This is a genomic window from Pseudomonas sp. IT-347P (assembly GCF_949768005.1).
GTDB lineage: Bacteria > Pseudomonadota > Gammaproteobacteria > Pseudomonadales > Pseudomonadaceae > Aquipseudomonas.
This window is the reverse complement of sequence record NZ_CATKPQ010000060.1, coordinates 239,997-263,548: the sequence shown is the minus strand read 5'-3', so window position 1 is coordinate 263,548 and position 23,552 is coordinate 239,997. Positions and strand designations below refer to the sequence as shown.

Annotated in this window: 19 protein-coding genes; 12 read left to right on the top strand and 7 right to left on the bottom strand. The window is 60.5% G+C overall.

Annotated elements, in window-relative coordinates; all coding sequences use genetic code 11:
- Position 1: 1 nt before the first annotated feature.
- The 9 genes from murD to lpxC all read left to right on the top strand — a co-directional run bounded on the left by murD (position 2) and on the right by lpxC (position 10,465).
- Positions 2–1,348 (top strand): UDP-N-acetylmuramoyl-L-alanine--D-glutamate ligase, encoded by a 1,347-nt coding sequence (gene murD, locus ACM6IV_RS28130; RefSeq protein WP_414872573.1) that lies wholly within the window; start codon positions 2–4, stop codon positions 1,346–1,348.
- The gene (ftsW, locus tag ACM6IV_RS28125; RefSeq protein ID WP_007916996.1) at positions 1,345–2,562 is read left to right on the top strand and encodes a putative lipid II flippase FtsW; all 1,218 of its coding nucleotides are present in this window, start codon (positions 1,345–1,347) and stop codon (positions 2,560–2,562) included. The genes murD and ftsW overlap by 4 nt, the downstream gene beginning before the upstream one ends.
- A complete protein-coding gene (murG, locus tag ACM6IV_RS28120) occupies positions 2,552–3,622 on the top strand; it encodes an undecaprenyldiphospho-muramoylpentapeptide beta-N-acetylglucosaminyltransferase (RefSeq protein WP_414872572.1) in 1,071 nt (356 codons plus the stop codon). Before ftsW ends, murG begins: the two co-directional genes overlap by 11 nt.
- Positions 3,615–5,075: a UDP-N-acetylmuramate--L-alanine ligase gene (gene murC / locus ACM6IV_RS28115; protein ID WP_414872571.1), complete on the top strand. Its 1,461-nt coding sequence runs from the start codon at positions 3,615–3,617 to the stop codon at positions 5,073–5,075. Before murG ends, murC begins: the two co-directional genes overlap by 8 nt.
- On the top strand, positions 5,072–6,031 hold the full coding sequence (locus ACM6IV_RS28110; RefSeq protein ID WP_414872570.1) for a D-alanine--D-alanine ligase: 960 nt from the start codon (positions 5,072–5,074) through the stop codon (positions 6,029–6,031). The genes murC and ACM6IV_RS28110 overlap by 4 nt, the downstream gene beginning before the upstream one ends.
- Before the next feature lie 4 nt (positions 6,032–6,035).
- Positions 6,036–6,902 carry a cell division protein FtsQ/DivIB gene (locus ACM6IV_RS28105; protein WP_180700005.1) on the top strand — a complete coding sequence of 289 codons (867 nt, stop codon included), beginning with the start codon at positions 6,036–6,038 and terminating at the stop codon, positions 6,900–6,902.
- Positions 6,903–6,917: 15 nt separating this feature from the next.
- Positions 6,918–8,177 carry a cell division protein FtsA gene (gene ftsA, locus ACM6IV_RS28100; RefSeq protein ID WP_007916987.1) on the top strand — a complete coding sequence of 420 codons (1,260 nt, stop codon included), beginning with the start codon at positions 6,918–6,920 and terminating at the stop codon, positions 8,175–8,177.
- Positions 8,178–8,244: 67 nt separating this feature from the next.
- The gene (gene ftsZ, locus ACM6IV_RS28095) at positions 8,245–9,441 is read left to right on the top strand and encodes a cell division protein FtsZ (protein WP_016986475.1); all 1,197 of its coding nucleotides are present in this window, start codon (positions 8,245–8,247) and stop codon (positions 9,439–9,441) included.
- Positions 9,442–9,553: 112 nt separating this feature from the next.
- A complete protein-coding gene (lpxC, locus tag ACM6IV_RS28090; protein WP_007916984.1) occupies positions 9,554–10,465 on the top strand; it encodes a UDP-3-O-acyl-N-acetylglucosamine deacetylase in 912 nt (303 codons plus the stop codon).
- A gap of 178 nt (positions 10,466–10,643) precedes the next feature.
- Here the strand turns inward: lpxC and ACM6IV_RS28085 are convergent, their stop codons facing one another.
- The 7 genes from ACM6IV_RS28085 to ACM6IV_RS28055 all read right to left on the bottom strand — a co-directional run bounded on the left by ACM6IV_RS28085 (position 10,644) and on the right by ACM6IV_RS28055 (position 21,042).
- Entirely contained in the window at positions 10,644–12,152 is a 1,509-nt protein-coding gene (locus tag ACM6IV_RS28085) for a diguanylate cyclase (RefSeq protein ID WP_414872569.1), read from the bottom strand.
- Between the two features lie 219 nt (positions 12,153–12,371).
- Complete coding sequence (locus ACM6IV_RS28080) at positions 12,372–13,688, bottom strand: OprD family porin (RefSeq protein WP_414872568.1); 1,317 nt, start codon at positions 13,686–13,688, stop codon at positions 12,372–12,374.
- A gap of 197 nt (positions 13,689–13,885) precedes the next feature.
- Entirely contained in the window at positions 13,886–14,107 is a 222-nt protein-coding gene (locus tag ACM6IV_RS28075; protein ID WP_414872567.1) for a hypothetical protein, read from the bottom strand.
- A gap of 639 nt (positions 14,108–14,746) precedes the next feature.
- Positions 14,747–16,111 carry a heavy metal sensor histidine kinase gene (locus ACM6IV_RS28070; RefSeq protein WP_414872566.1) on the bottom strand — a complete coding sequence of 455 codons (1,365 nt, stop codon included), beginning with the start codon at positions 16,109–16,111 and terminating at the stop codon, positions 14,747–14,749.
- On the bottom strand, positions 16,101–16,778 hold the full coding sequence (locus ACM6IV_RS28065; protein WP_414872565.1) for a heavy metal response regulator transcription factor: 678 nt from the start codon (positions 16,776–16,778) through the stop codon (positions 16,101–16,103). Before ACM6IV_RS28065 ends, ACM6IV_RS28070 begins: the two co-directional genes overlap by 11 nt.
- An 8-nt stretch (positions 16,779–16,786) precedes the next feature.
- Positions 16,787–19,888, bottom strand: coding sequence for a multidrug efflux RND transporter permease subunit (locus ACM6IV_RS28060; RefSeq protein WP_414872564.1), 3,102 nt, complete (start codon positions 19,886–19,888; stop codon positions 16,787–16,789).
- Positions 19,885–21,042, bottom strand: coding sequence for an efflux RND transporter periplasmic adaptor subunit (locus tag ACM6IV_RS28055; RefSeq protein ID WP_414872563.1), 1,158 nt, complete (start codon positions 21,040–21,042; stop codon positions 19,885–19,887). The genes ACM6IV_RS28060 and ACM6IV_RS28055 overlap by 4 nt, the downstream gene beginning before the upstream one ends.
- Positions 21,043–22,223: 1,181 nt before the next feature.
- Here ACM6IV_RS28055 and ACM6IV_RS28050 point away from each other — a divergent pair.
- The 3 genes from ACM6IV_RS28050 (at position 22,224) to ACM6IV_RS28040 (ending at position 23,472) form a co-directional block, all read left to right on the top strand.
- Entirely contained in the window at positions 22,224–22,586 is a 363-nt protein-coding gene (locus tag ACM6IV_RS28050) for a DUF6124 family protein (RefSeq protein ID WP_414872562.1), read from the top strand.
- 229 nt (positions 22,587–22,815) lie between these two features.
- Positions 22,816–23,121, top strand: coding sequence for a type 1 fimbrial protein (locus ACM6IV_RS28045; protein ID WP_414872561.1), 306 nt, complete (start codon positions 22,816–22,818; stop codon positions 23,119–23,121).
- 111 nt (positions 23,122–23,232) lie between these two features.
- The gene (locus ACM6IV_RS28040; RefSeq protein ID WP_123463171.1) at positions 23,233–23,472 is read left to right on the top strand and encodes a hypothetical protein; all 240 of its coding nucleotides are present in this window, start codon (positions 23,233–23,235) and stop codon (positions 23,470–23,472) included.
- The last annotated feature ends 80 nt before the right edge of the window (positions 23,473–23,552 follow it).

Genomic DNA, 23,552 nt, shown 5'->3' with positions numbered 1-23,552 from the left:
AGTGTCTCTGATCGCTTCTGACCACTTCCGCATCGTTGTCGGCCTCGGCAAGAGCGGCATGTCCCTGGTTCGCTTCCTGGCGAACCGGGGCACGTCGTTTGCCGTGGCCGACACGCGGGAAAATCCACCGGAACTGGCCACGCTCAAGCGTGACTATCCGCACGTGGAAGTGCGTTGTGGCGAGCTGGACGTCGAATTCCTGTGCCGCGCCGACGAACTCTACGTGAGCCCCGGCCTGGCGTTGGCGACCCCGGCCCTGCAAGCCGCCGCTGCCCGTGGCGTGAAACTCTCCGGCGACATCGAGCTGTTCGCGCGTAACGCACGGGCGCCGATCGTGGCCATCAGCGGTTCCAACGCGAAGAGCACCGTGACCACTCTGGTCGGCGAGATGGCGGCTGCGGCCGGCAAACGCGTCGCCGTCGGCGGCAATCTTGGCACTCCGGCGCTGGACCTGCTCAGCGACGACGTCGAGCTGTACGTGATGGAGCTGTCGAGTTTCCAGTTGGAGACCACCGACCAGCTCAACGCCGAAGTGGCCACCGTGCTGAACATCAGCGAAGACCACATGGATCGCTACAGCGGTCTGCCGGCGTACCACCTGGCCAAGCACCGAATCTTCCGTGGTGCGAAGCAGTTCGTGGTCAACCGTCAGGATGCGTTGACCCGTCCGTTGATGGGCGAGGGCCAGCCGTGCTGGACTTTCGGTCTGACCAAGCCGGATTTCAAGGCATTCGGTATCCGCGAAGAAGACGGCGAGAAGTATCTGGCCTTCGAATTCCAGAACCTGATGCCGGTGCGTGAACTGAAGATTCGCGGCGCACATAACCAGTCCAATGCCCTCGCGGCATTGGCGCTGGGGCATGCCGTGGGCTTGCCGTTCGACGCCATGCTCTCGGCCTTGCGCACCTTTGCCGGCCTCGAACATCGCTGCCAGTGGGTACGCGATCTCGATGGTGTGGCGTACTACAACGACTCCAAAGCGACCAACGTTGGCGCCGCACTGGCCGCCATCGAAGGCCTCGGCGCAGACATCGACGGCAAGGTCATCCTGATCGCTGGTGGCGATGGCAAGGGCGCCGAGTTCAAGGATCTGCGTGATCCGGTGGCGGCCAACTGCCGCGCCGTGATCCTGATGGGCCGCGACTCCGACAAGATCGGCGCAGCAATTGGCGATGCCGTGCCGCTGATTCGCGCGACCTCGCTGGTCGACGCCGTTGCACAGTGCCGCGCCGCCGCCCAGCCGGGTGACGTTGTGCTGCTGTCGCCGGCCTGCGCCAGTTTCGACATGTTCAAGAATTACGAAGACCGTGGTCACCAGTTCGTCCGCGCTGTGGAGGATCTGGCATGAGCCTGCGCAATATCATCAAGCCGTATCCGTCGCCGATCATTACCGGACGCGGGATCGACCTCGACTTCCCGATGCTCGCCGGTTGCCTGGCGCTGCTCGGTCTCGGCCTGATCATGATTGCCTCGGCGTCCACCGAAGTGGCGGCTGCGCAGTCGGGCAGCCCGCTGTATTACATGATTCGCCACCTTATTTATGTAGTGCTCGGGTTGGGCGCGTGCATCGTCACCATGATGATTCCGATCGCCACCTGGCAACGTCTCGGCTGGCTCATGCTGATCGGCGCGTTCGGCTTGCTGGTGATGGTGATCATCCCGGGCATCGGTCGCGAAGTGAACGGCTCGATGCGCTGGATCGGTTTCAGCTTCTTCAACGTGCAGCCATCGGAAATCGCCAAGGTGTTCGTGGTGATCTACCTCGCCGGTTATCTGGTGCGACGGCAGAAAGAAGTGCGCGAGAGCTGGATGGGCTTCTTCAAGCCGTTCATCGTGCTGCTGCCGATGGCGGGCCTGTTGCTGATGGAGCCGGACTTCGGCGCCACCGTGGTAATGATGGGCGCAGCGGCGGCGATGCTGTTCCTCGGCGGGGTCGGGTTGTTCCGTTTCTCGCTGATGGTGGTGCTGGCGGTCGGGGCGGTGGTCTTGCTGATTCAGATGCAGCCGTATCGTATGGCACGTCTGACCAACTTCGCTGACCCGTGGGCCGACCAGTTCGGCGCCGGTTATCAATTGTCGCAAGCCTTGATCGCCTTCGGTCGCGGCGAGTGGCTGGGCGTCGGTCTGGGCAACAGCGTGCAGAAGCAGTTCTATCTGCCGGAAGCGCACACCGACTTCGTGTTCTCGGTATTGGCCGAAGAGCTGGGAGCGGTCGGTTCGCTGTGCACCGTCGCGCTGTTCGTGTTCGTGTGTATTCGCGGCATGTACATCGGCTTGTGGGCAGAGAAAGCCAAACAGTTCTTCGCCGCTTATGTGGCGTACGGCTTGTCGTTCCTGTGGATTGGTCAGTTCCTGATCAACATCGGTGTGAACGTCGGCCTGCTGCCAACCAAGGGGCTGACCTTGCCGTTCCTCAGTTACGGCGGCAGTTCGTTGGTGATCTGCTGTGCCTGTCTGGGCTTGTTGCTGCGCATCGAGTGGGAGAGTCGAACCCACCTGGGCAGCGAAGAGATGGAATTCCATGAGAGCGACTTCGCCGAGGAGCCGAATCATGGGCGCTAACGTACTGATCATGGCCGGCGGAACCGGCGGCCACGTCTTCCCGGCGCTGGCCTGTGCCCGCGAGTTTCAGGCGCGCGGCTACACCGTGCACTGGCTCGGCACGCCACGCGGGATCGAGAACGAACTGGTGCCGGCCGCAGGGCTGGAACTGCACCGGATCAACGCCACCGGCCTGCGCGGCAAGGGCAAGCTGTCGCTGCTCAAGGCGCCGTTCATGCTGTTGAAGTCGGTGTGGCAGGCGCGGGCAATCATTCGTCGCTTGAAGCCGGTGTGTGTGGTCGGCTTCGGCGGTTATGTGACTGGTCCTGGTGGTCTTGCCGCGAAACTGGCCGGCGTACCAGTGATCGTTCACGAACAGAACGCGGTCGCCGGCACCGCCAATCGGTTGCTGGTGCCGTTCGCCGCCCGGGTGTGTGAAGCGTTCCCCGACACCTTTACTCTGTCGGACACCCGCCGTACCACCGGAAACCCGGTGCGCAGCGAGCTGTTCCTCGATACATCGCGACCTGCTCTGGCCGGTCGCAAAGCGCGTTTGCTGATCCTTGGCGGAAGCCTGGGCGCAGAACCGTTGAACAAATTGCTGCCTGAAGCCCTGGCCCAAGTCGCTGTCGATTTGCGCCCGGAAGTGTTTCATCAGGCCGGCAAAAACCACGATGAAGTGACTGCAGAGCGCTACCGCGCCGCCGGCGTCGATGCGCAGGTGCAGCCGTTCATCAAAGACATGGCTCAGGCCTATGGCTGGGCTGACCTGGTGGTGTGCCGCGCAGGCGCGTTGACCATCAGTGAGCTGGCTGCCGCCGGTCTGCCTTCGATGCTGGTGCCTTTGCCCCACGCGATCGACGATCACCAGACCCGCAACGCCGATTATTTGGCCCGCGAAGGCGCTGCCTTCCTGATGCCGCAAAGAACGACTGGTGCCGCGGACCTTGCCGCGCGCCTGACAGAGGTCTTGATGCAACCGCAACGACTCGAAGATATGGCCCGAGCGGCCCGCCGTCTGGCGAAACCCGATGCCACCCGTAGCGTGGTCGATACCTGTCTGGAGGTGGCCCATGGTTGAGAATCAGAAAGCCATGCCGCAACCGGAAATGCGCCGCATCCGTCGCATCCACTTCGTCGGCATCGGCGGCGTGGGCATGTGCGGCATCGCCGAAGTGTTGTTAAACCTGGGCTATGAAGTATCCGGTTCCGACCTGAAAGCGTCGCCAGTCACCGAGCGCCTCGAATCGTTCGGCGCGCACATTTATATCGGCCACCGTGCCGAGAACGCTGCCAACGCCGATGTGCTGGTGGTGTCGAGCGCGGTCAACACGTCCAACCCGGAAGTGGCGACTGCGCTTGAGCGTCGTATCCCGGTGGTGCCGCGCGCAGAAATGCTCGCCGAACTGATGCGCTATCGCCACGGCATCGCTGTCGCCGGTACGCACGGCAAAACCACCACCACCAGCCTGATCGCTTCGGTGTTCGCCGCTGGTGGTCTGGATCCGACGTTCGTCATCGGTGGTCGTCTGAATGCCGCGGGCACCAATGCCCAGCTCGGCACCAGCCGTTACCTGATTGCCGAAGCCGATGAAAGCGATGCGAGTTTCCTGCACCTGCAACCGCTGGTGGCCGTGGTCACCAATATCGATGCCGACCACATGGCAACCTACGACGGTGACTTCAACAAACTGAAGAAAACCTTCGTCGAGTTCCTGCACAACCTGCCGTTCTACGGTTTGGCCGTGATGTGCCTGGACGATCCGGTGGTGCGCGAAATCCTGCCGCTGGTGAAACGTCCGACCGTGACTTACGGCTTCAGCGAAGACGCTGACGTTCGTGCGATCAATATTCGCCAGCAGGGCATGCAAACGTTCTTCACCGTGCTGCGCCCGGATCGTGAGCCGCTGGACGTCTCGGTGAACATGCCCGGCAACCACAACGTCCTCAACTCGCTGGCGACCATCTGCATCGCTACCGACGAAGGCGTCAGCGATGAAGCCATCGTCCAGGGCCTGTCCGGCTTCCAGGGCGTTGGCCGACGCTTCCAGGTCTACGGCGAACTGCCGGTGGACGGCGGCAACGTAATGCTGGTCGACGACTACGGTCACCACCCGACCGAAGTCGCCGCAGTCATCAAAGCCGTGCGTGGTGGCTGGCCGGAGCGCCGCTTGGTGATGGTTTACCAGCCGCACCGTTACAGCCGCACCCGCGACCTGTACGACGATTTCGTCAATGTTCTGGCCGACGCCAACGTGCTGTTGCTGATGGAAGTCTATCCGGCCGGCGAAGAGCCGATCCCCGGTGCCGACAGCCGCAAGCTGTGCAACAGCATCCGTCAGCGCGGTCAGCTCGACCCGATCTACATCGAGCGTGGCGTCGATCTGGCGCCGCTGGTCAAGCCGCTGCTGCGGGCCGGCGACATCCTGCTGTGCCAGGGCGCTGGTGATATCGGCGGTCTCGCGCCGAAGCTGCTGAAAAGTGAATTGTTCGCTGGCGCCGTGGCGGCGTCGGTCGAGGGGAAGTTGAAATGACTGCTGCCTACGCCAAGCTGTTCTCCACGATCGCGCCGAAAGAATTCGGCCGTGTCGCCGTGCTTTTCGGTGGCCTGAGTGCCGAGCGTGAGGTATCGCTGAAATCCGGTAACGCTGTGCTCGACGCGCTGCAAAGCGCGGGTGTGGACGCGTTCGGCATCGACGTTGGCGACGACATTCTGCAACGTCTGCTCAGCGAAAAGATCGACCGCGCCTTCATCATTCTCCACGGTCGGGGCGGTGAAGACGGCTCCATGCAGGGCCTGCTCGAAGTGGCGGGCATTCCGTACACCGGCAGCGGCATTCTGGCCTCGGCACTGGCAATGGACAAACTGCGCACCAAACAGGTCTGGCACAGCCTCGGGATTCCGACGCCGCGTCACGCCGTGCTGTGCAGCGAAGCCGATTGTATTTCGGCGGCGACGGAACTGGGCTTCCCTTTGATCGTCAAACCGGCGCATGAAGGTTCAAGTATCGGGATGGCCAAAGTGAGTTCTGCGTCCGAGTTGATCGACGCATGGAAAGCGGCCAGTACCTACGATTCGCAAGTCTTGGTTGAGCAATGGATTCAAGGTCCGGAGTTCACCATCGCCACCCTGCGTGACCAGGTGTTGCCTCCAATCGCCCTGGGTACACCGCACACGTTCTACGACTACGACGCCAAGTACATCGCCAACGATACCCAGTACCGCATTCCATGCGGGCTGGATGCCGCCAAGGAACAGGAACTGATGGAACTCACGGCCAAGGCCTGTGAGGCGCTGGGTATTGCCGGTTGGGGCAGGGCGGACGTGATGCAGGACGCCGACGGGCAGTTCTGGTTCCTGGAAGTGAACACCGCGCCGGGCATGACCGATCACAGTCTGGTACCGATGGCGGCCCGTGCGGCTGGCCTGGATTTCCAGCAACTGGTTCTGGCCATTCTGGCCGCCAGTGTTGAAGACGCTCGAGGTTAAGACGATGCAAGGCGCTCAGCTCAGACATCAGCCTCCCGCTCCCGGCCGCAAGCCGGTGCCGCGGGGTGCCAGCCGCATGGTGGCAAAAGAGCCGATGTCCGCGCGCCTGCCGAAAGCCAATTTCAGCTTTCTGAAAAGTCTGTTCTGGCCGGTGCTGCTGGTCGCGCTGGGTTTTGGCACTTACGAAGGTGCAACGCGTTTGCTGCCTTACGCTGACCGGCCGATCACCAAGATCGCCGTGCAGGGCGACCTGAGCTACATCAGCCAGCAAGCGGTGCAGCAACGGATCGCTCCGTATGTGGCGTCGAGCTTCTTCACCATCGACCTGGCCGGTATGCGTACCGAACTCGAGCAGATGCCGTGGATCGCCCACGCCGAAGTGCGTCGGGTGTGGCCGGACCAGGTGGTGATCCGCCTCGAAGAGCAACTGCCGGTGGCGCGTTGGGGCGACGAGTCGTTGCTCAACAACCAGGGCCAGGCGTTTACGCCAAAGGAACTGGCGAACTACGAACACCTGCCACAGCTGTTCGGCCCACAACGGGCCCAGCAGCAAGTGATGCAGCAGTATCAGGTGCTGAGCCAGATGCTGCGGCCGTTGGGCTTCTCGATTGCACGCCTGGAACTGCGTGAACGCGGGAGTTGGTTCCTGACCACCGGTGCCGGCAGTTCCGGCCCCGGCATCGAGTTGCTGCTGGGACGCGGCAACCTGGTGGAAAAGATGCGCCGCTTTATCGCCATCTATGACAAGACGCTTAAAGACCAGATTACGAACATTGCGCGCATCGATCTGCGCTACGCCAACGGCCTCGCTGTTGGCTGGCGGGAACCTGTAGCGCCGACGACAGCCCAACCCGCTGTCGCGAAGAATTAAGAAGAGGCAGGACCCATGGCAAACGTGCAAAGCGGCAAAATGATCGTCGGTCTCGATATCGGCACCTCCAAGGTGGTGGCGCTGGTCGGCGAGGTTTCCGACGACGGCTCGCTGGAAATCGTCGGGATCGGTACCCATCCGTCCCGTGGCCTGAAGAAGGGCGTGGTGGTCAACATCGAGTCCACCGTGCAATCGATCCAGCGCGCGATCGAAGAAGCCCAACTGATGGCGGGCTGCCGCATTCACTCGGCGTTCGTCGGTGTGGCGGGCAATCACATCCGCAGCCTGAACTCCCACGGCATCGTCGCGATCCGCGATCGTGAAGTCAGCTCGGCCGACCTTGAGCGCGTGCTCGATGCGGCTCAGGCCGTGGCGATCCCGGCTGACCAGCGCGTGCTGCACACCTTGCCGCAGGATTACGTGATCGATAACCAGGAAGGCGTGCGCGAGCCACTGGGCATGTCCGGCGTGCGTCTGGAAGCCAAGGTTCACGTGGTCACCTGCGCCGTCAACGCCGCACAGAACATTGAAAAATGCGTGCGTCGCTGCGGTCTGGAAATCGACGACATCATTCTCGAGCAACTGGCCTCGGCCTACTCGGTACTCACCGACGACGAGAAAGAACTGGGCGTGTGCCTGGTCGACATCGGCGGCGGCACCACCGACATCGCCATCTTCACTGAAGGCGCGATCCGCCACACTGCAGTGATCCCGATTGCCGGTGATCAGGTGACCAACGACATCGCCATGGCGTTGCGCACCCCGACCCAGTACGCCGAAGAAATCAAGATTCGTTACGCCTGCGCCCTGGCCAAACTGGCCGGTGCCGGTGAAACCATCAAGGTGCCGAGTGTTGGCGACCGTCCACCGCGCGAACTGTCGCGTCAGGCCCTGGCCGAAGTGGTCGAACCGCGTTACGACGAACTGTTCACCCTGATCCAGGCCGAGCTGCGTCGCAGCGGCTACGAAGACCTGATCCCGGCCGGCATCGTCCTCACCGGCGGTACGTCGAAGATGGAAGGCGCCACTGAACTGGCCGAAGAAATCTTCCACATGCCGGTGCGCCTCGGCGTGCCGCACGGTGTGAAAGGCCTGGATGACGTGGTGCGCAACCCGATTTATTCCACTGGCGTTGGCTTGTTGATGTACGGCCTGCAAAAGCAGTCCGACGGGGTTTCGTTCTCCGGCATCGGCAGCCGCGACAGTTACAGCAACGAAGAGCCACAGGCGCCGTTGCTGGACCGATTGAAGAAGTGGGTTCAAGGCAACTTCTAACGCTTTACCGCAACACCGCAACAAACAGCAGTAGGCGAAAAAACTAGAGAATGTAAGGAGAGGGAAAATGTTCGAACTCGTAGACAACATCCCCGCAAGCCCGGTAATCAAAGTTATCGGTGTTGGCGGTGGCGGCGGCAACGCTGTCAATCACATGGTCAAGAGCAACATCGAAGGCGTTGAGTTCATCTGCGCCAACACTGATGCTCAAGCGCTGAAAAACATCGGCGCGCGCACCATTCTGCAACTGGGCACCGGTGTGACCAAAGGTCTGGGCGCCGGCGCCAACCCTGAAGTAGGTCGTCAGGCCGCTCTCGAAGACCGTGAGCGCATTGCCGAAGTCCTGCAGGGCACCAACATGGTGTTCATCACCACTGGCATGGGCGGCGGCACCGGTACCGGTGCTGCGCCGATCATCGCCGAAGTGGCCAAGGAAATGGGCATTCTGACCGTTGCTGTCGTAACGCGTCCGTTCCCGTTCGAAGGCCGCAAGCGTATGCAGATCGCCGATGAAGGCATCCGCATGCTCTCGGAAAGCGTCGACTCGTTGATCACCATTCCCAACGAGAAGCTGCTGACCATCCTCGGTAAAGATGCAAGCCTGCTGTCGGCTTTCGCCAAGGCAGACGATGTACTGGCCGGTGCCGTTCGCGGTATCTCCGACATCATCAAGCGTCCGGGCATGATCAACGTCGACTTCGCCGACGTACGTACCGTGATGAGCGAAATGGGCATGGCGATGATGGGCACTGGCTGCGCCAGCGGTCCGAACCGTGCACGTGAAGCCACTGAAGCGGCGATCCGCAACCCGCTGCTGGAAGACGTGAACCTGCAAGGCGCACGCGGCATTCTGGTGAACATCACCGCCGGTCCTGACCTGTCCTTGGGTGAGTACTCCGACGTGGGTAGCATCATCGAAGCCTTCGCTTCCGAACACGCCATGGTCAAGGTCGGTACCGTTATCGATCCGGACATGCGTGACGAGCTGCACGTGACTGTGGTTGCCACCGGTCTGGGCGCGAAAATCGAGAAGCCTGTGAAGGTCATCGACAACACCGTTCACACCTCCATGGCTTCCGCCCAGGTGCAACAACCGGCTCCGGCCCGTCAGGAAGCGCCAGCGGTGAACTACCGTGATCTGGATCGTCCGACCGTCATGCGCAACCAGGCTCAGGCCGGTGCTGCGGCTGCCGCGAAGATGAATCCGCAAGATGACCTGGACTACCTGGACATCCCGGCTTTCCTGCGTCGTCAGGCCGATTGATGGAATGTATCAGGGCTATGAAGGTGATTGGTGTTCAGCAAAGGCATGGTCTGCTATCATCGCCAGCCTTTGTTGATACCAGTTCGCAATTTGCGCTGAAGCGGCCCAAGCCATGATTAAACAACGCACACTGAAAAATATTATCCGTGCCACAGGTGTAGGCCTGCACTCCGGTGAGAAGGTCTATCTGACCCTCAAGCCTGCGCCTGTCGACACTGGCATTGTGTTTTGTCGCGCTGACCTCGACCCTGTGGTGCAGATTCCTGCCCGCGCGGAAAACGTCGGTGAAACCACTATGTCAACGACGCTGATTAACGGCGACGTGAAAGTGGACACGGTAGAGCACTTGCTCTCGGCCATGGCTGGCCTGGGCATCGATAACGCCTACGTCGAGCTCTCCGCGTCCGAAGTCCCGATCATGGATGGCAGCGCTGGACCCTTCGTATTCCTGATTCAATCGGCAGGCCTGGAAGAACAGGACGCCGCCAAGAAATTCATCCGCATCCTGCGTGAAGTGACAGTGGAAGACGGCGACAAGCGCGCCACTTTCGTCCCTTTCGAAGGGTTCAAGGTGAGCTTCGAGATCGATTTCGATCACCCGGTATTCCGGGACCGCACCCAAAGTGCAAGCGTGGATTTTTCCAGCACTTCGTTCGTAAAAGAAGTCAGCCGCGCCCGTACCTTTGGTTTCATGAGTGATATCGAGTACCTGCGCAAGCACAACCTCGCACTCGGCGGCAGCGTGGAAAACGCAATCGTGGTCGATGCCGATGGCGTGTTGAACGAAGACGGCCTTCGCTATGAAGACGAATTCGTCAAGCACAAGATCCTCGATGCGATTGGCGACCTGTACCTGCTGGGCAACAGCCTGATTGGTGAGTTCAAAGGCTTCAAGTCCGGTCATGCACTGAACAACCAGCTGCTGCGCAAGTTGATTGAGCAGACAGACGCTTGGGAAGTGGTGACGTTCGAAGACGCCAGCACCGCACCGATCTCTTACATGCGCCCGGTTGCGGCAGTGTAAGTAAAAAACCTCTCTAGTTTTTTGAAGGCCATCCCCGGATGGCCTTTTTTTATGCCTGCAATTTCTCTAGTGCCTGATCCGGCCTCTTCGCGAGCGAGCTCGCTCCCACAGGGGAATGCACTTCAAATGTGGGAGCGAGCTTGCTCGCGAAGGCGCCGGTGCAATCGCCACAGACCTTTCAGGCAGCCACCACCACCCGATTACGCCCACCTTCCTTGGCTTGATACAACGCCTTGTCCGCCGCAAACAACAACTGCTCCAGCGTCATCTCACTCGCCGCCGTCCACGTCGCAATGCCAACACTCACCGTCATCGGCCGCTCAGCCCCGTCGACCAACGGTAGCTGCTCGACCGCCTGACGAATATGCTCGGCAATCTGCTGCGCGCCACGACTATCGGTCTCGGCGAGAATCACCGAAAACTCTTCACCTCCATAACGCGCCACCAGATCCGCCGGTCGCCGCACACTTTCAGTGATGACCCTGGCCAGCGTCTTCAACGCCTGGTCCCCGGCCGGGTGCCCATGCCGGTCATTGAAGGCTTTGAAGTGATCGGCATCGATCATCATCACCGACATGGGTTTACCCGAGCGCTGGGCGCGGAACCATTCGTGACGCAGCGCCTGATCAAGCATCCGCCGATTGGCCACGCCGGTCAGCGCATCGGTTGCCGCCAGTTGCGCCAGCTCGCGCTCGGCCCGCTGCCGCAGGCGCAGCTCGCGGGCCAGCAACCAGGTCAGCCACAACAACCCCATACACAGCACGCCCGTGGCGCCGCTGATCAGAATCGCGGTGCGCCGCCAGGTGCCGAACACCTCGTGGCTGGACAGCGCGACCATCACCGTCAGGGGCAGATTACCGACCCGCGAGTAGGTGTAGAGACGCTGTTGCTGGTCCATGCTGGAAGTGCTGGTGAAGCTGCCGTTGCCATCCTTGTCCCCGAGGATCCGTACGACATTCGGCCGGTTGCCGAAGCTTTTGCCGATGGAGTCGCTTTGCAGATAAGGTTTTTGCGCCAGCAGGATGCCGTCACTGTTGATGATGTTCAGTGTGCTGTCTTTGCCGATGTCGAGGCTGTCGAACAATTGGTCGAAGTAATCGAGTTTCATCGACGCCACGGCCACACCGGCGAACTCACCGGTTTGCGAGGAAATCCGTCGACTGAAGCTGATTCGCCATTGATTGGCCTCGTCACAGTCGCAACGGGTCTTGAACGGGCGGCTGATGAACATGCCGATCTCGCGGTTGAACGCGTGGGCGCGGAAATAATCGCGGTCGGCGAAGTTGCCCGGTTTCGGCTCGATCCGCGAAGAGTCGGCAACTACCTCGCCGTGCTTGTCGAGCAGCAGTATGTCGCCCTTGAAGCGCGCCGTGGTCGAGCGATCAAACAATGCCAGATGACGGATCTGCGGCGAGACGTCTTGCAGGTCATCGCGCTGGGCGGCGGCGATCAGGCCTTGCAAGGTCAAGTCATACAGCTCGACGGTGCGCAGTACGTCGGCGTCGATCAGTTGCGCAATGGTGGTGGCGCTGCGGGTCGCCGATTCCTGAGCATTGGCGTGCTCGCGGATCAACAGGAACGTGACGATGCACAGAATCGCGATCACGGTCAGCAAACTGCCGCAGATCAGCAGCAACTCGGGGCGTCCGGTCTTGCCCGTGACGGGGGGGGTACGGCTCGCGATCATGATTGGGCTGTCGGTTGGGGGAAGTCTTATAAGCGTAGTTGCACAACACCACCGAAGCGCCTGACGCAAATACCTGTGGGAGCGAGCTTGCTCGCGAATGCGTTGTGTCAGCCAACATCAATGTTGCTGAAAGATCGCCTTCGCGAGCAAGCTCGCTCCCACAGGGTTGGTCATTGCTTGAGCTATCGGATTCAGTCTGCAGTCAGCTTAGCGCCGATCTTAGAAGACGTTGATCGGGTAGTCGATGATCACGCGGTATTCATCTGTATCCGAATCAATCACGCCGTAACCGTTGCCACCGCGGTTAGTCGCCCATTGCAAATGCACCGCGAGATCCTTGGCCTGGCCGCTTTGCACTACGTACTGCAAATCGAGATCGCGCTCCCAATGTTTGGCGTTGCGGCCATCGGCGCTGTACCAGTTGGAATAGCCTTTGCTGTCGGGGTCAACCTTGGTCAGGTCGACAGTGCCGCGCGAGTAGGACACGGACGAGGTCAGACCCGGCACGCCGACACCGGCGAAGTCATAGGCGTATTTAAGCTTCCACGAGCGCTCGTTCGGGCCGTTGAAGTCGGAATACTGCTGCGAGTTGTCGAGATAAACGCTGTCGCCCTGGCTGATGTAGTCGAACGGTGTATTGCCGTTGATCCGCTGATACGCGGCAGTGACGCTGTGGCTGCCGACGCCGACAGTGAAATGCACGCTGTAGGTGTTGTTGTCGATGTTACCGAGCAGTGCATCACCGGTGTCTTGCGTGTGATAGAAGTGCAGGCCCGGGTTGAGGCTGACCAGATCGTTCAACTGCCAGGTGTAGTCGAGGTCGTAGTAGTACTGGTTCCAGATGTCCTTCAGCTCGGAGGCGTACAGGCTGCTGGTCAGACCTTCGACACCGCTCCAGGCCACGCCGGCCCAGTTCAGGTGCTGACTCTCGTCACCATCGGCCAGCGTCCCGTACGAGGTGCCGATACGCGTGCGGCCGCTCTGGTTGTAAGGTTTGGTGAAACTGGCCTGGCCGCCTTCGATCAACCAGCCATCGAAGCTGTGGTTGGTCAGGCTCACACCACGGAAAGTCTGCGGCAACATGCGCGTGTCGCCGCCGGCGATGACCGGGTTGGTAAGGAACAGGTCACCGGCCTTCAATTCGGTATCGAACGCGCGCAGTTTCAACGCGCCGCCCGCTGTGGAGAACGACCCCGGCGCCTTACCGTTGCCATCGCTGATCGGCAGGATGCTCGAGCCGTCCGTGCCGCCACCGCCATCCAGCTTCAACCCGAGCATGGCGTGGGCATCGATGCCGAAACCGACCGTGCCTTCGGTGTAACCCGACTTGAACACCCCAAGAAAGCCCTGGCCCCACTCGATGTTGTCGTCCGCTTTCTGCAAGCGGTTGCGATTCATGTAGTAGTTGCGGGCGTTGAGGTTGAGGCTTGAGCCTTCGACGAAGCCTTCTTTGGTGGTTTCGTCGGCCTGCGCGGCGGGAGCAATCGTTGCGGCAATTGCAATGAACAGCGGGGTGAAGCGAACTGGGTAACGCACGTGCGATGGAGCTCCTTGGGTCAACTGGCCCCTCAATGGCTCGAAGGGCTTGATGTTTCTTGTTGTTACAGACGAACCAGACGGCTTTCAGACCACAACGAAAAAAGGCCGCTGAAAAGCAGCGGCCTGGAGTGACGACGGTTGAACGGGAAGAGCCAAACAACCGCGTCGAGGGAAACGTTGGTGCGGTGCGCGACTCAGCTGTCTTTCTCGGCAGCTTGCGCCTGGGAAGTGGCAGCCTGCGGGGCTTGCGTAGCGTCTTGCGCCTTGGCCATCACTTCGGTCTGATGCTGATCGAAGGCCTGCACGCGAGCGACCTTTTGCGCCACGAACGACTGCGATTCTTCAGCCATCGCCATCGGCGACAGGATCAATGAGGACAAAACGAACGCGCTGGCAATACCCATACTGTTGGACATCTTGAAAACCTTCTCGCTTGGCGAGTGCTGTTTGGTGCGGGCAAAGATAAGGTTGCCGGACGTTGGGAAACAGCGTGATTTTCATAAATGACTGTTGCGCAGCAGGTAAAAGTCGAATATTGCGGTGCAGCCAAGAGCGACCCCCTCACCCCAGCCCTCTCCCCCAAGGGGGGCGAGGGGGAAGGGAGCCGATCGGGGGCTTTTCAGAATCCGAGTTCGACTGGCTATTTCAGGTCGGCGTACTTCGAGAGAACCACTCGGCCAGTCTCTCCCCCCAGGGGGCGAGGGGGAAGGGAGCCGATCGGGGGCTTTTCAGAATTTTAGTTCGACTGGATATTTCAGGTCGGCGTACTTCGAGAGAACAACTCGGCCAGTCTTTTTCCCCCCAGGGGGCGAGGGGGAAGGGAGCCGATCGGGGGCTTTTCAGAATCCGAGTTCGACTGGATATTTCAGGTCGGCGTACTTTGAGAGAACAACTCGGTCAGTCTTATCTCCCCCCAAGTGTGCGAGGGGAAAGGGAGCAGATCTCCATGCTTTTCAAAGCCTGAGTTCGACTGGCTATTTCAGGTCGGCGTACTTCGGAAGAACAACGCGGTCAGTCCCCTCTCCCTCGGGGAGAGGGTTAGGGTGAGGGGCTTTTCAGACCGGCAAATAAATCCCGAAGGTATTCATCCCCCGATCACTGCGCACAAACACATCCCCACCATGCATGAGCGCAATCGCTTTAACGATCGCCAGCCCCAAACCATGGTTATTGCCACTGTTACTGCGCGACGCATCGACCCGATAAAAGCGCTCGAACAAGCGTGGCAAATGCTCGCTGGCAATCGGCGAACCGGGGTTGGCCACGCCGATACTCACTTGGTGCTCATCGACCTCGATGCGCACTTCGATCACCTGCCCCGGCCCGGTGTGCTGCACCGCGTTGCTCAACAGATTGATCAACGCCCGGCGCAAATGCGCGACCTCGATCTGCACTTGCGCATCACCGCTGACCTGCACTTGAACCTGCGCGTCTTCGAGAATGAAATCCAGGTATTCCAGGGTCGTCGCCACCTCATCGGCCAGCGACGTCGAGGTCAGTTTGGTCGCCTTGTTGCCCTGATCGGCACTGGCCAGAAACAGCATGTCATTGATGATCGAACGCAGCCGCTCCAGCTCTTCCAGATTCGATTGCAGCACTTCGAAGTAATGTTCGGCGGAGCGTCCGCGAGTCAGCGCCACTTGCGTCTGGCCAATCAGATTGGTCAGCGGCGAGCGCAGTTCATGGGCGACGTCGGCGTTGAACGATTCCAGTCGCGAGTAGGCCAGTTCCACCCGTTCCAGCGTCGAGTTGAACGAGTCGACAAACTGCTCCAGCTCCGGTGGCAGCGGCGACAAACGCAAGCGCCCGGCTCTTAGCGGTGGCGCCAGTCGTTGAGCTTCGTGGGACAGTTTGATCAGTGGCTTCAAACCAATCCGCGCCACCCAATAACCCAGTGCCGACGCCATCAGCACACCGACAATCGCCAGCCCGATCAGCGCGATCAACAGATTGTGCTGAGTCTCATGAAACGTCTCGGTATCAATGCCGATCATGAAGCGAAGCGGCGGCCGCTGATCTTTGGCTGGCAGCTCGGTCAGCAGCACTTTCAGCGGATAAGGATGGTCGGCCAACTGCAGGTCATGCATGCCCAGCGGGCCTTGAGCGAACGCGCGAATCGCCGCATCCGGCTGCCCATACTCGTAACCCGGATCGCCACTCACCACCCAGAAACGAATGCGTTTGTCCTCTTCGCCGAGAAGCTTCAGCTTGGCGTTGATCTTTACCCAATGCTCGGGTGTGCCGAAGCGATTGAGCGCAGACTCAAGCACGCTGTAACGCGCATCCAGCTCAGCTTCCGGGAGCAATCCCAAGCCTTTATCGACTTGTTGATACAACGCACCGCCGATCAACAGAAACACCAGTAGCGCCACTAGCGTGAACATCCCGCTTAAGCGCAAGGCAATCGAGTTACTGGACACCACGGCTCTCCAGCACATAACCCATGCCGCGAATGGTGTGCAGCAGCTTTTCGTCGAACGGCCCGTCGAGCTTGGCGCGCAGGCGTTTGATCGCGACTTCGACGACGTTGGCATCGCTGTCGAAATTGATGTCCCAGACCATCTCGGCAATCGCCGTTTTCGAAAGGATTTCACCTTGGCGGCGAGCCAACACGCTGAGCAGCGAAAACTCTTTGGCGGTCAAGTCCAGTCGGGTTCCGGCGCGGGTGGCCTTGCGGCTGATCAAATCGATCCACAGGTCGGCGATGCTCACCTGCACCGGTTCATGCCCGCCACTGCGCCGGGTCAACGCTTGCAAACGCGCGACCAGTTCAAGGAAGGAAAACGGTTTGCCGAGATAATCGTCGGCACCGTCGCGCAGGCCTTTGATGCGGTCTTCGACGCGCTCGCGGGCGGTGAGCATGATCACCGGGGTCTGCTTGCGCGCTCGCAACGCGCGGAGTACACCGAAGCCATCGAGGCCCGGCAACATGACGTCGAGGACGATCACCGCGTAGTCGCTTTCCAGCGCCAGGTGCAGGCCCTCGACGCCGTCGCGGGCCCGATCCACGGTGTAACCCTGTTCCGTCAGACCGCGGTGCAGATAGTCCGCGGTTTTTTCCTCGTCTTCGATAATCAGAACGCGCATGACCCGCCTCAGTCTGTGGTCGCCAATGCCGGTGAGGGCATCGGTTTGGGCCGATGGAACAGCCGCTCAAGCCATAAGTATATGACCGGCGTGGTGAACAACGTCAGCATCTGGCTGACCAGCAAACCGCCGACCACCGCGATCCCCAGCGGTTGGCGCAACTCGGCGCCGGTGCCGTAACCGAGCATCAGCGGCAGCGCGCCGAGCAGGGCGGCGAGGGTGGTCATGATGATTGGCCGGAACCGCGTGATGCACGCTTCGAAAATCGCATCCTGCGGCGACAGGCCCCGGTGGCGCTGCGCTTCGAGGGCGAAGTCGATCATCAGGATGCCGTTCTTCTTGACGATACCGATCAGCAGCACCAGGCCGATCAACGCCATGATCGAAAAGTCCTGGCCGCAGATCCACAGCATGATCACCGCACCCAAACCTGCCGCCGGCAGCGTCGAGATGATCGTCAGCGGGTGTACGAAGCTTTCATAAAGCACACCGAGAATGATGTACACCGCTACCAGCGCCGCGAGAATCAGCCACGGCTGACTGGCCAGTGAACTCTGGAACGCCTGAGCCGCGCCCTGGAAATTGCCACTGATCGCCGTGGGCATACCGATCTCGGCCTTGGCCTGATTGAGCAGAATCACCGCATCACCCAACGCCACGCCAGGCGCGAGGTTGAACGACAGGTTGGCGGCGGGGAACATGCCGTCATGGGCAATTGACAACGGGCCGATGGTCGGCGCATCGAATCTGGCCAGCGCCGACAGCGGCACCATCTCGCCACTCAGCGGCGAACGCAGATAGAAGTAGTTGAGGCTTTCGGCCTTGCCACGCTGTTTGGTGTCCAGTTCCAGAATCACGTTGTACTGGTTGACCTGAGTCTGGAATTCATTGATCTGCCGTTGGCCGAACGCATCGTACAGCGCCTCGTCGACATCGCTGGCGGTCAGGCCGAAACGGGCGGCAGCGCTGCGGTCGATGCTGATGTGGGTGATGCTGCCGCCCAGTTGCAAGTCGTTGGAAATGTCGCGGAACGCCGGGTTGCTGCGCAGTTTTTCGGTCAGGCGTTGCGTCCACGTGGCGAGGGTCGCGCCGTCGTTACTCTTGAGTACGTATTGGTATTGCGCGCGGCTCGGGCCGGAGCTGAGATTGATGTCTTGCCCTGCGCGCAGATAGAGGACGATACCGGGGACTTTCATCAGTTGCGGACGGATGCGGTCGATAAACTGGCTGGCTGAAACATCGCGGTCGCCGCGTTTTTTCAGGGCGATCCAGAAGCGCCCGTTGGCGATGGTCTGGTTGCTGCCGGACACGCCCACCGAGTGGGAAAACGCCTGCACCGCCGGATCGGCAGCGACGATTTCGGCCATCGCCAGGTGTTTTTTCACCATGTCGCTGTAGGAAATATCCGCAGCGGCTTCGGTAGTGCCGAGGACGAAACCGGTGTCCTGCACCGGGAAGAAACCCTTGGGGATAAAAATGTAACCGCCGATGGCCAGCGCCAGCGAGAGACCGAATACGCCAATCATTAATTTCTGATGGGCAAGGGCGCGACGCAAACCTTTTTCATACCAGCCGAGCAGACGTTCGCTGAAGCCCGGTTTGGCGTGGGCGTGGTGCACCGGTTTGCGCATGAACAGCGCCGCCAGCGTCGGCGCCAGGGTCAGCGAGACCACCACGGAAATCATGATGGTCGAGGTCGCGGTCAGGGCGAACTCCTTGAACAGCCGTCCGACCACGCCGCCCATGAACAGCAGCGGAATAAACGCCGCCACCAGTGAGAAACTGATCGAGACCACGGTGAAGCCAATCTCACCCGCGCCCTTGATCGCGGCCTCGCGCATGTCGTCGCCCGCCTCCAGATGCCGGTGGATGTTTTCCACCACCACAATCGCATCGTCGACGACGAAGCCGACCGCGACGACGATCGCCACCAGCGTCAGGTTGTTCAGGCTGAAACCGAGGATATACATCAGGGCGAAACTGGCGATCAGCGACACGCCGAGTACCGCCGAGACAATCAGGGTCGCCGACAACTGACGCAGGAACAGCGCCATCACCGCGACCACCAGCAGGATCGCGATCAACAGGGTGATTTCGACTTCATGCAGCGAGGCGCGAATGGTCTGGGTGCGGTCGATCAGGGTCTTCACTTGCACCGAGGCCGGCAGCATCGCTTCCAAGCCCGGCAGCGCGGCTTGAATGCGGTCGACGGTTTCCACGATGTTTGCGCCCGGTTGGCGTGAGATCACCAGATTCACTCCGGGTCGATCCCCGGCCCAGGCTTGCACGTAGGCATCTTCCGAACCGTTGACGACTTTGGCGACGTCGCGCAGGTGAACCGGGGCGCCATCCTTGTAGGAAACAATGAGTTGGCTGTAGTCCTCGGGGTGGAACAACTGGTCGTTGGTCGACAGCGTGGAAATGCTCGATTCGCCGTACAGCGCACCTTTGGCGAGGTTGAGGCTGGTCTGCTGGATCGCCAGACGAATGTCGGCGAGGGTCAGGCCAATCGCCGCGAGTTTGTCCGCCGACGCCTGCACGCGAATCGCCGGACGCTGCTGACCGGTGATGTTGATTTGGCCTACGCCGTCGATCTGACTGATCTGACGCGAGAGCAGGGTTTCCACCAGGTCGCTGAGTTCGGTGCCGGGCATTTGCGTCGAGCTGACGCTGAGGATCAGCACCGGGCTGTCGGCCGGGTTGACCTTCTTCCAGGTCGGTAGCGTCGGCATGTCCTTGGGCAGTTTGCCGGCGGCGGTGTTGATCGCCGCCTGGACTTCTTGTGCGGCGGTGTCGATGCTTTTATCGAGGGTGAATTGCAGGGTCAGCAGGGTCGAGCCCAGCGCACTGCTGGAGGTCATCTGGGTCATGCCGGGGATGGCGCTGAATTGCACCTCCAGCGGCGTGGCCACGGACGAGGCCATGGTGTCGGGGCTGGCGCCGGGCAACTGTGCCGAGACCTGAATTGTCGGAAATTCCGCTTCCGGCAGTGGGGCGATTGGCAAGCGCGGGAAGGCAATCAAACCGACCAGCACCAGAGCGATGGTCAGCAAAATGGTGGCAACCGGGTGATCGATGCACCACGTGGAGACGCCTTTGTGCGCCTTCATGGTTTCGGCTCCGTTTGCACCACCTGTGCCGGCTCGGTCATGACTTGCACCGTCGAGCCGGGCTTGAGCCGCGACTGGCCATCAGTCACCAACACGTCACCGGCCTTCACGCCTTTGATGATGTCCTGGCCGCTGCCCTGATAAACCATCTGCACTTGCACCGCTTCGACTTTGTCGCCGTTCACCCGGTAAACGAAGTGTTGATCGAGGCCACGTTGTACGACAGTGGGCGGGACGACCAGCGCATCTTTGTCGAGGGCTGTCTGAATTTTTACCGTCACTAACAGGCCGGGCCAGAGCTTTTGGCTGGCGTTGGCGAATTCGGCTTTGGCGCGGATGGTGCCGGTGTTGGCGTTGATCTGGTTGTCGATCAGGGTCAGATGACCTTCGCCGAGCAGGTTGCCGGTTCCGCCATCGGTGTCGGCGCCGATGTAGGCCTTGACCGGTGCGCGCTGTGGATCGTTGATCAGGCCTTGCAGGGTCGGCAGCATTTGCTGGGGCAGGGAGAATTCGACGGCAATCGGGTCGATCTGGGTGACGGTGAACAGGCCGGCGGTGTCGGTCATGCGCAGGAAGTTGCCTTCGTCGACTGTGCGAATACCGACGCGGCCGGTGACCGGGGAGCGAATCTGCGTGTAGGACAGTTGCACCTGCGCCGCATCGATCGAAGCCTGGTTGCCTTGGGCGGTGGCTTTCAGTTGGTTGACCAGGGCTTGTTGCTGGTCGTAAGTCTGTTTGGAGACGCCGTCGTCGACGCTGAGCAGTTTGTAGCGTTTGAGGTTGATCAGGGCGACTTGCAGTTGCGCCTGGCTTTCGCCGAGTTGCGCGCGGGCCTGGTCGAGGCTGGCGCGGATGGAGCGGTCGTCGATGGTGGCCAGCAGGTCGCCTGCTTTGACGGGTTGGCCTTCCTTGACGAGGATTTTGGTGAGGATGCCGTCGATCTGGGGGCGTACTACGACGCTGTGTAATGAGAGTACGGAGCCGATGCCGCTGGTGTAGCGGGGGACGTCTTTTTCGCTGACCGCGATGACTCGCACGGGGATGGCGGTGGGGGTGGCGAGTTTGGTCGGGGCGGGTTTCACTGCCCACCATGTGCCTGCGGCGGCCAGGACGATCACTAGGACTAGCAGGGCTTTGTTCTTTTGGGTTCGCATGCGGGGTGGGCGCCGAGGGTTTGGAGTTTGGGCAGGTTGGGTAGTTATAAACTTGTTTGGGGGTCAGGAGGGTGACGGCTGGCTGTCAGCGCTGTCAGTTTCGTTGTGTACATATCCGTTGCTGCGGTAACGGCGGCTTAGGGTTCCGCCCTTACGGCGGGTCACTTTTTCCAGGCGCCGAAAAAGTAACCAAAAAGGCTTGCTCCTGCGTGCGGCCCGCTCGCTGGGGCTCGGGGTTCCTTCGCTGCGGGATCGATCCGGGCGCAGCGCCTCCGGTTTGCTTCGCTGCACCTCCTCTCGCTGTGTTTGGCTGCGCCAAACGGTCGCTGCGCTCCCACGCCCGGATCAATCCCTCCGCTCAGCCTTCCGACGTCGCCCGTGGATCAAGATCAAGAGCTGCAGCCGAGCTAACGCTCATCCTGTTGAGTGGTGAAGAGCGGGTGTTCGGCTTTGGTTTTGTGTTGGATTCGCCCCTCACCCCAGCCCTCTCCCGAGGGAGAGGGAGCCGATTTGTTTGCTTTTCAAAGCCTGAGTTCAACGCGGTATCGCACGTCGGCGTACTTCTTCCAAACACCGCGATCAGTCCCCTCTCCCTCCGGGAGAGGGCTAGGGTGAGGGGCTTTTGATTTGTTTCGGAATCTGAGTTCGACTCGGTATTTCACGTCGGCGTACTTCTACCAAACACCTCGGTCAGTTCCCTCTCCCCCCGGGAGAGGGTTAGGGTGAGGGGCTTTTGATTTGTTTCGGAATCTGAGTTCGACTCGGTATTTCACGTCGGCGTACTTAGCCCAAACACCTCGATCAGTCCCCTCTCCCTCTGGGAGAGGGCTAGGGTGAGGGTAGGCTTTTGGCTGTTTAAATCTGTGTCGGATAACCAGAACCTTCCCACAAGGTTTTCAGGTTGTCCGTCGGACGTGCGCTCTCTAGTCTTTGGTTGTCGCCGAAAACTCGGCGATCGGGTGTGAGAACCCGGGCTAAGTATTATTCCAATACCAGTACCGTCATAATCGGCGCCAGCTGATTGCTGCCTGCATTTTTATGGCGGCTATGTACGGGCGGACTTCGGTCCGGCCGGAGGTTGTACTGGTCCTTGCCCGGTTTCTCACCCCGTACGTAGCTGCCACCCAATTCGCCGCGTGAGAAACGGTAATTGTTGGCTCCAATCAGTGAGGACTGAGTAAATGACTAAGCCCGTACCCGATCCACCCATCGATCCCACAACCCCACTCGAAGACGCCATCCGCGCCGACGACCAGCTCAAAACCCGCGAAGCCATCAAGCGCGCTCTCGATTTCTACCTCTGCCCCGAACCGGTCAAACCGCGTCAGCCCAGTACGATGTTCCTCATCCACCCGAACATCGACACCGAAAGCCTGCTCGCCCATGCCTGCGAATCGCTGGCTTCAGCCAATGTCATGGCCGGTGATCTGGCCGATCAGCTCAGTCGTCCGCAGCGCAGTACGGCGCTGGCGATCCAGCAGATCGTTATGCTCGCCGAGCTGGCGGTAAACCGCGCGCTGGATCGGGTTGATCCTCAGGGTTGAACACCGCGTCATCGTTCATCGCCAGCAGGCTGGCTCCCACAGTTAAAACGCATTCCAATTGTAGGAGTGAGCCTGCTCGCGATGGCGGTATAACGGTCCCAAAAAGGGACCGATCAGTCCCAATCAGGGACTTATTTACCCACTACGCTTCTCAAGATCCGTCCCAGCACGCGGATAAACATGGTGTAGCCCGGGTTCTCTGGGCCGCTTACCGCGGGAGTGTCTTGAAATGAAGCTGAAAACCGCTCTGCCGTCTGTGCTTTTCTTGCTTCCACTGACAGCCTTCGCTGCGCCTGCCAGTCAATCCGGCGAGATCCGCTTCACCGGTCAAATCGTTGACTCGGGCTGTCAGGTCGGACCAGTCGGGGCGTTTGCGTCTCGTGAGTCTCGCCAGATCGAAATCAAGCCCGGCGTGAAAGTCGATGTCGACACCGATCGCAACGCTTGCAGTCAACAGTCGCTGCCGATTTCCATGCGCTACGAAGCGCTGAAGACCTCGACCGATAAAGGCATCGTCATCATCAGTTACCTGTAAACCGTTCGGCGTGCGCTGCAAATCTTCAGGTGCCGAGCCATGGCGCACAGGTATACTGCGCGCCTTCGCGGCTCACTGATCGGGCCCGACTTTTTGCTTTCCGGAGCTTTTATGACTTCCCCGACCCTGCCGCCGGTTGACGACGCCGTGAGCGATGTCTCGGCTGAACTGGCCGATACCAGCGACACCAAAGCCGAAATCCCGGCCTTCAAGTTCCCGTTCAAACCGGGTGAACTGGCCGCTGCCAAAGGCTCGAACCAGCCGTGGTACAAGAACGGCGCCAAGAACGGCCACACCAAGACCCCGGGCATGGCGCCGCCGGGCACCCGTCGTTCGATGGGCAAGCGCTGAGTTTTATTCCCGCCTGCGCTCAACGCGGCGATTGAGGCTGCCTGTGCCGGCCTCATCGCTGCAAGCCAGCTCCCACAGGG

Excerpts from the sequence above, each read along its gene's own strand:
- ACM6IV_RS28040 (WP_123463171.1), top strand. The coding sequence starts at position 23,233 with ATGACTTCCCCGACCCTGCCGCCGGTTGACGACGCCGTGAGCGATGTC.
- lpxC (WP_007916984.1), top strand. The coding sequence starts at position 9,554 with ATGATTAAACAACGCACACTGAAAAATATTATCCGTGCCACAGGTGTA.
- ACM6IV_RS28110 (WP_414872570.1), top strand. The coding sequence starts at position 5,072 with ATGACTGCTGCCTACGCCAAGCTGTTCTCCACGATCGCGCCGAAAGAA.
- murG (WP_414872572.1), top strand. The coding sequence starts at position 2,552 with ATGGGCGCTAACGTACTGATCATGGCCGGCGGAACCGGCGGCCACGTC.
- ftsW (WP_007916996.1), top strand. The coding sequence starts at position 1,345 with ATGAGCCTGCGCAATATCATCAAGCCGTATCCGTCGCCGATCATTACC.
- ACM6IV_RS28105 (WP_180700005.1), top strand. The coding sequence starts at position 6,036 with ATGCAAGGCGCTCAGCTCAGACATCAGCCTCCCGCTCCCGGCCGCAAG.
- ACM6IV_RS28060 (WP_414872564.1), bottom strand. The coding sequence starts at position 19,888 with ATGAAGGCGCACAAAGGCGTCTCCACGTGGTGCATCGATCACCCGGTT.
- ftsA (WP_007916987.1), top strand. The coding sequence starts at position 6,918 with ATGGCAAACGTGCAAAGCGGCAAAATGATCGTCGGTCTCGATATCGGC.
- ftsZ (WP_016986475.1), top strand. The coding sequence starts at position 8,245 with ATGTTCGAACTCGTAGACAACATCCCCGCAAGCCCGGTAATCAAAGTT.
- ACM6IV_RS28085 (WP_414872569.1), bottom strand. The coding sequence starts at position 12,152 with ATGATCGCGAGCCGTACCCCCCCCGTCACGGGCAAGACCGGACGCCCC.
- ACM6IV_RS28075 (WP_414872567.1), bottom strand. The coding sequence starts at position 14,107 with ATGTCCAACAGTATGGGTATTGCCAGCGCGTTCGTTTTGTCCTCATTG.
- ACM6IV_RS28050 (WP_414872562.1), top strand. The coding sequence starts at position 22,224 with ATGACTAAGCCCGTACCCGATCCACCCATCGATCCCACAACCCCACTC.
- ACM6IV_RS28055 (WP_414872563.1), bottom strand. The coding sequence starts at position 21,042 with ATGCGAACCCAAAAGAACAAAGCCCTGCTAGTCCTAGTGATCGTCCTG.
- ACM6IV_RS28045 (WP_414872561.1), top strand. The coding sequence starts at position 22,816 with ATGAAGCTGAAAACCGCTCTGCCGTCTGTGCTTTTCTTGCTTCCACTG.
- murC (WP_414872571.1), top strand. The coding sequence starts at position 3,615 with ATGGTTGAGAATCAGAAAGCCATGCCGCAACCGGAAATGCGCCGCATC.
- ACM6IV_RS28065 (WP_414872565.1), bottom strand. The coding sequence starts at position 16,778 with ATGCGCGTTCTGATTATCGAAGACGAGGAAAAAACCGCGGACTATCTG.